This window comes from Carboxydothermus pertinax, assembly GCF_001950255.1.
GTDB classification, from domain to species: Bacteria; Bacillota; Z-2901; order Carboxydothermales; family Carboxydothermaceae; genus Carboxydothermus; species Carboxydothermus pertinax.
This window is the reverse complement of the sequence record NZ_BDJK01000031.1, coordinates 1-6,500: the sequence shown is the minus strand read 5'-3', so window position 1 is coordinate 6,500 and position 6,500 is coordinate 1. Positions and strand designations below refer to the sequence as shown.

Genomic DNA, 6,500 nt, shown 5'->3' with positions numbered 1-6,500 from the left:
TTATACATAAATTATATCATAAATTTAGGGGCTATTGTTATTTTATTCTACATTTTCTATTTTTTATAATACTTTTTTCAGGGGTCTCGGAGGTACTGGAGTCTCGTCCTCTCCCGCCTAAGGTTAGATTTAACATATTACTCGCTACTTCCGAAGCGGTTACCAATGTATTGAAACATGCGACGGAGGGACAAATGAGCCTTTATATGGATGGTGACTTTCTCCGAATTTTCGTGTCGGACAACGGAAGCGGTATAGACTTATCCGAACTTCCCAGGACAACTCTGATGGCCGGATACTCGACCAAGCATTCTGCGGGATGGGGATTCACCTTACTTCTAAAGACGATGGATCGCATTTTCCTAAGTACCGGTCCCCGAGGCACAACCATCGTGTTAGAGATTAACTTGGTTGATACGCATGAAAAGGTAGCTACCAACAATATTACGGCTCTTAAAGAGGAGAGGGTACATTATGCTTAACGTAAAATCCCGTTTGGAAGGAAAGACTGTAAGGCTCAGTTTAGAAGGCGTATTGGACATCTCCACCGTGGATACTTTTAACAGTCAGACGGAAAAACTTTCCGGTATCTCTGAATTGGTCCTTGATATGGCCGGGCTTGAATTCATCGATTCAAGCGGGATTGGTGCCATTCTTCAAATCGTTCGCCTGTCACAGGAAAAGGGTTTTACTGTCAGCCTCGAAAATGCCAATGAGAATATATCTGAACTTCTTAACACGGTGGGATTGTTTCAAATCATTGAGACCTTACGGAAAGGGGCTAATTAAGGTGGGGTCTTTAGCTTCAAGTCGTGCAAGGTACATGATTGTGTTGTTAGCGGTTGGCGGATTGTTTGGAGCCTCCACGATTATTTTCGGTTGGCAGGAAACCTGGATGTATTTATTGTTATACTTAATTTGCCTGTTTTTAACGGGGGGGGGTTTTAGAATTGAAATAGTTCAGGGATTATCATTACTTCCAATTCTTGCCGGGATTATGGCTTTTCATTATCCGGTTGTTCAAGCCTCATTTATCATGCTGGCCGTTGCCGTTACACAGATCATTCTCCACCCCAATGAGACGTGGCGCCATTGGCTTTTTTGGTTTAAATGGGTGCTTTTGCTCATCGTTATGGGAATAATTAATTTGTTAACTGGCAATATACCATATGGCAGTCTTACGTTTTATACCGGCGTAATCGCCTCTGTGGTTTCTTTGTATGGAACATCATTGCTCAGCAGCTATATGGTTAACAAGAAAATTGAATGGAAGAATAGTGGGATATATTACGTATCTTTGCTTTCCCTTGGTGTGATTTTGATTTCTTTTTACCAGTTGGCACCGTTTTTGATACTAGCCTTTTTATGTATTTTTTCTGTCAGCCTTCATGCGATAATGAGGAGGATGCAGGAATTACAGAAGCGGTCTAATCAATTAGCCAATGTGGAGAATACCTTAAGAAGAGAAATACAGTTAGCCCAGCAAATTCAAAGCAAATTATTAAATGCAAAAGTCCCGGAATTCGTGGGCGGACAGGTTGCGGGCACATCAATTGCTGCTCGCTCGATCGGGGGGGATTATTACGATTTCTGTATACTAAAGAACGGAAAACTCCGGATCGTGATTGGGGATGTGATGGGCAAGGGAATTCCAGCAGCTATGTTGATGTTGTTAACAAGAAGTGCGTTTCGAAGTGTGGCGGAAAAAGGGAGAGGTCCGGGAGAAACGCTAACGATCATGAACCGCATCTTGTACGATGACTTCAAAGCACTGGGTGCGTTTGTCACGGTTTTTTGCGCTGATTACGATCCGCAGTCAAAAATCCTTACTTATGCCAATGCCGGGCACAATCCCCCCCTGATTGTAAAAGGGAAGACGAGAAGCTGTGAACCACTACTGGGGAAGGGAATCATGTTGGGAGGGATGCCTCATCAACTGTACCAGGAACATTCAATTTAATTGGATAATGCAGATTACGTATTTTTTTACACGGATGGGATTGTAGAAGCACGAAATGAAAAGGGGGAGGCTTTCCGCTTGGAGCGCTTGCGGCAAATTCTGGTTCAGTATGCGGATAGCCCGGCAACGGAGATAGAAAATCAGGTTCTCCAAAGGGTCAAGGACTTTACGAAAAATTTACCGCAGAAGGACGATATCACAATGGTAGTGCTAAAAGTTGTTGATGAACACAAGAGCCAGGCTGCCATTTAACTTAGATTCTGGCTAGCTCCGAAAGTACGGTCAGAACGACTGCCTGCATACCGATTTAGCTGTGTTTCATGATATTGGTAAGGTAGGAATCAACGAAAACATTATAAAAAAGTCGGCCCTCTTATCCAGGAAGAGTGGACAGAAATGAAAAAACACCCGGAAATAGGCTTTCGTATTGCTCAAAACAATCCGGAAATGGTCAGTATTGCAGACTACATCCTTTCCCATCATGAACGCTGGGATGTACCGGGCTATCCGAGGGGATTAAAAGGGGAGGAAATACCGCTTCCCGCTCGTTTATTTGCGGTAGTTGACGCTTTTGATGCCATGACCAGTGATCGACCTTTGGCTAAAAATACAATTAAATCTTAAGTATGTTTAGAAATTTAATTAAGCAAAAGATATTTAGGCTTTTTTCTAAGATAGGTATTTTCCTTCCGGGTTTTAGTTCATAATACCCGAGTGATACCTACCTTTTTTAAAGCCAAAATAAATTAAATATTTGAGAAGATTTTTTACATACGACAAATATTTTCTTGACTGAACTTTACCAATATTGAAAGAATTTTGAGAGATATTGAAGAAAAAAGACAGATGATATATAAAATTAAGCCAAATGAAAAGGAAAAATTGCTAGAAGTGAGTAAAAAACTTGATGATTTAATAGTTCTCTTTTATAAAACAAAGGAGAAAGGTAATTAATTTGATTGCAAATTTATGTATTATACACTTTGCTTCTCGGGGGGGACAGATCGAAAGGTTTTTGAACTTTAGGTGCAACGATTTTTAAGTTTTAAACGGTGTTACTTTACACTGAAACCTATGTTTAACTTAATAATACAATGACTAAGCTGAAGGGAGAAGTGGCAATGGCATTATCTATTAATGTTGCATCACTTGCTTTTTCCTTGAATAGAACATTCGGATTATATGAAAAACAGGATCGTTTGCACCTCTTAAGAAGAACCTTTATTGCCCTTCAACTGGGTAGAAAGTTGCAATTAAGTAAAGAAGAAATGGAAAATCTGTTTTTATACTCATTGGTCGATGAAGAACACTTATTATTTAAGGATAGAAAAGTTATGGGGCAAATCTTTGAAATCATATTTTTAGCAGAGAAAGTAGCTGATAAGTTAAGAAGGCGTAAAGTATGTATTTTTACGAAAAATAAGATAAAAAAATATCTAATTGATGAATATAAAGAAATGGGCACAGTTTGTGCTCTTTTAGAACTCATGGAAAAAGAAGCATTTTGGTTTAATTTAGAAGAAGAATTTTTATTTTTGGACATTCTAAAGCTAACGATGGGTTGGGAAAAATTAAATATCTTAGCTGAGGAAGAGCTTAAAAGGGTTAATGTCTTAATTGCAAAATTAATTGATAACAAAGACCTATTGACCCGCAGGCATTCACAACGAGTAGCAAAGCTTGCGGTAAAAATAAGTGAAGAATTAAAGCTTAGCAAGGAACAAATAAGTAAGATTGAATTTGCCAGTATCCTACATGATATAGGGAAACTTGCAATTCCCACAAAGATCCTTAATAAACCAGGAAAATTAACCGAAGTGGAATTTTTACTTATGAAATCCCATCCCTTTTACACTTTTAAACTTTTTGAAGATATTGGTGGGTTAGAAGATATTTGTAAGTGGGCAGGATACCATCACGAAAAGTTAGATGGCAGCGGGTATCCGTTTAAAGTAAATGAAAAAGATTTAGACTTAGAAGCTCGTATTATTCAAGTAGCTGATATTACAGCTGCGGTAATGGAAAAAAGAAGCTACCGGAATCCGATGAATGTTGCCCAGGTAATAGAAATATTAGAAACTGATGTTCAGAATCATAAAATAGATGGTGATATAGTCAGAATAACCGAGAAAATCCTAAAAGAAAGAGAAGAAATACAATTATATTGACTATACTAGGGTAATAAATGATTGAAAAAATATGATTGGGGCAATTAAATAGTGGAGAATATGAAAACAGGCAAAAAAATTAATAGTATTAATGAAAGACTTAGTAATCGGCGGCTATATAGAAGAAGTTGAAAAAATTGAAGCGGCGCCATCAAAAAAATTACCCATTATGTAACTTATCGAAACGAAGATGAATATCCAAAATCAGTAAAAGCAGTAAAACTACTGAGCAAATTAGCCCAAAAGGCAAATTTAGAAGTTTTTTATAAGGAAAAGTCGCACCGGCAAATTCAGGGTGAAACGAAAGACTAGCAGAAAGAAATTCCAAGCTGCATTGCTAAGAATGAAAGAATGGATAAAAGCTAATCGCACAAATCCTGTTAACAAGCTACTAGAAGAAATAAGATAAGATTTAAACTTATAGGTCATTACGGGTATTATGGAATTACAGACCACGGACAAATGCTGTCAAAATTCTGATACGAGACTACAAAACTAATATTTAAGTGGCTCAACCGAAGGAGTCAGCTTAATAGTTACACATGGGAAAAATTCTTTTTGCTGCTCGAATCGAGACCACTGCTAAGACCTAAAATATATGTAAGCATATTTGACAATCGTCAGGGATTATGCATAAATGTGTGAATCTCCGAGTGAGGAGCTGTGTACGTAAATAGCGCAAGCACGGTTTTATGAGGGACTGTTTCTGCAAAGGAACAGTCTGCTTGACAACCACATTAACTAATTTAGGTAAGTAGCTAACCTTTTTTGAAATATATGGAAAACTGGCCTAAAATTGACCCACAAAGAAGCGAACGGGTCCTCTTATTGGCATTAATGGAAATGGTGGCTAATGGCATATCTACCAGAAAAATTGAAGAGATAACTTATGAACTTTGCGGTACCGAGTTTTCAAAGCCTACAATTTCAGAACTTTGCAAAAATCTTGACCCTTTGTGACCAGCTGGAATTCAAGACCTCTTAGAGAAAAAAGCTACCCCTTAGTCATAGTAGATGCGATGGTCATAAGAGTTAGAGAAGACGGCCGTGTCCGGCAGCGAGGCGTATTAATTGCTGTTGGCGTAAACGAAGAAGGTACCGGGAAGTATTAGGTATTCTGCTTGGCGACAGCGAATCAGAAAATCTCACGTAAATTTTTCTCCTGGCTCAAACAAAGAGGTTTACATGGTGTTGACTTAGTAGTTTCAGCCCCCCATAACGGCTTAAGACACGCTATTCGCCAGCACTTCCAGGGAGCAACCTGGCAGCGGTGCCAAACTCATTTTATGCGCAATATTCTCGATAAAACCCCAAAAACTTTACAAAAAGAAGTCCATGCCAAAGTAAGAGCTATATTAGAGGCTCCAGATTCAAAATCAGGCACTTGATGAGTATAGAACTAAGGCGGCTAAGGCCATGTGGATATTTTAGAATCTGGTTTTGAAGATGCTGTAGCAGTTTTAGAGCTTCCTGAAAGGTATAGCAAAAGGATCTTTCCTAATCGTGAATCAGCAATCCGGTTAATTGGCGCTTTGCTAATGGAAACAAGATGAAAAAAATTGGCCTCTAGCAAAAAATACTTAGACATGGCCGAGTATTTTGAATGGCAAAAAGAAGCCTCAAAAAAATTAAGAAAAAAGATTATTACAATGAGATAACTAATCACCACCGTTAACTGCTTATCCCCGCCGAAGGCCCTGTAGTCAAGGACGGGCAAAGCCTGCGATAATGTATCCTTGACCCTTTAAGGGCCAAAGGCGGTATACTGGGTAAGTGATAGTGATTAATCACCCATTATTCATTTGCTTCTAACAAGAGGGATTTTTACACAATAATTTGGACTTGTTCTAATGGTGGACAAATTACCTTTGAAGACTTCGTACCACCAATAGTTTAGAACGGCTAAATGAAGAAATCCGCCGGCGCGAAAGGGTGATTAGGAGAAAATTCTCTTTCCTCAAAAGATGCTTTAGACTCTTTTGCAGAGCCTTTAGCTTTTATTTTTTCCCACTCGGCCTTAAGAGAAGGCTGGAACAACCCCAATGTTTTTCAACTTTGCACCTTAAAAAAAGGAAGTTCGGAAATTGCTAAAAAACAGGAATAGTGTGAACTTGCAAATTATTTAGGCACCGATTTATCAAAATAAAATAGCATAGAAGTAGGCTGTAATCAGCAAAAATTGCAAATTATTTTGGTAGGTCAGTATAACCTTTTGCAAAATATCACGGTAATTTAGCAAAGAAAAATAAAAAGAAAACCGGCCGCAAAAGTGCGACCGGGCAAGATTAGAAACCAGCATCCAAAGCCGCTAACCTAACCACCTCGGCATCAATGATTTCCTTTTTAGCCTGGAAACCATAAAGCAAGCAATG

General features: G+C 38.6%; 7 protein-coding genes and 2 pseudogenes. All 9 read left to right on the top strand.

Annotated features, from left to right (window positions below; all coding sequences use genetic code 11):
* Positions 1-2: 2 nt before the first annotated feature.
* The gene (locus cpu_RS14275; protein WP_077177262.1) at positions 3-482 is read left to right on the top strand and encodes an ATP-binding protein; all 480 of its coding nucleotides are present in this window, start codon (positions 3-5) and stop codon (positions 480-482) included.
* Complete coding sequence (locus cpu_RS08550) at positions 475-789, top strand: STAS domain-containing protein (protein WP_077177261.1); 315 nt, start codon at positions 475-477, stop codon at positions 787-789. The genes cpu_RS14275 and cpu_RS08550 overlap by 8 nt, the downstream gene beginning before the upstream one ends.
* A pseudogene (locus cpu_RS14270) lies at positions 707-2,212 on the top strand (PP2C family protein-serine/threonine phosphatase). Before cpu_RS08550 ends, cpu_RS14270 begins: the two are co-directional and overlap by 83 nt.
* Positions 2,213-2,356: 144 nt before the next feature.
* Entirely contained in the window at positions 2,357-2,584 is a 228-nt protein-coding gene (locus cpu_RS08540) for an HD-GYP domain-containing protein (protein ID WP_075859598.1), read from the top strand.
* A gap of 195 nt (positions 2,585-2,779) precedes the next feature.
* Complete coding sequence (locus cpu_RS14340; RefSeq protein WP_143299313.1) at positions 2,780-2,914, top strand: Spo0E family sporulation regulatory protein-aspartic acid phosphatase; 135 nt, start codon at positions 2,780-2,782, stop codon at positions 2,912-2,914.
* Positions 2,915-3,081: 167 nt separating this feature from the next.
* Positions 3,082-4,128 carry an HD-GYP domain-containing protein gene (locus cpu_RS08535; protein WP_075859597.1) on the top strand — a complete coding sequence of 349 codons (1,047 nt, stop codon included), beginning with the start codon at positions 3,082-3,084 and terminating at the stop codon, positions 4,126-4,128.
* 777 nt (positions 4,129-4,905) lie between these two features.
* The gene (locus cpu_RS14335) at positions 4,906-5,088 is read left to right on the top strand and encodes a transposase (protein WP_268761783.1); all 183 of its coding nucleotides are present in this window, start codon (positions 4,906-4,908) and stop codon (positions 5,086-5,088) included.
* Positions 5,085-5,516, top strand: a pseudogene (locus cpu_RS13975) (transposase). Before cpu_RS14335 ends, cpu_RS13975 begins: the two are co-directional and overlap by 4 nt.
* Positions 5,517-5,546: 30 nt before the next feature.
* On the top strand, positions 5,547-5,681 hold the full coding sequence (locus cpu_RS13970) for a transposase (RefSeq protein ID WP_234970221.1): 135 nt from the start codon (positions 5,547-5,549) through the stop codon (positions 5,679-5,681).
* Positions 5,682-6,500: the final 819 nt, after the last annotated feature.

What these genes read in the sequence shown, in the direction of transcription:
- cpu_RS08550 (WP_077177261.1), top strand. Translation starts at nt 475, where the DNA reads ATGCTTAACGTAAAATCCCGTTTGGAAGGAAAGACTGTAAGGCTCAGT.
- cpu_RS08540 (WP_075859598.1), top strand. Translation starts at nt 2,357, where the DNA reads ATGAAAAAACACCCGGAAATAGGCTTTCGTATTGCTCAAAACAATCCG.
- cpu_RS08535 (WP_075859597.1), top strand. Translation starts at nt 3,082, where the DNA reads ATGGCATTATCTATTAATGTTGCATCACTTGCTTTTTCCTTGAATAGA.
- cpu_RS14335 (WP_268761783.1), top strand. Translation starts at nt 4,906, where the DNA reads ATGGAAAACTGGCCTAAAATTGACCCACAAAGAAGCGAACGGGTCCTC.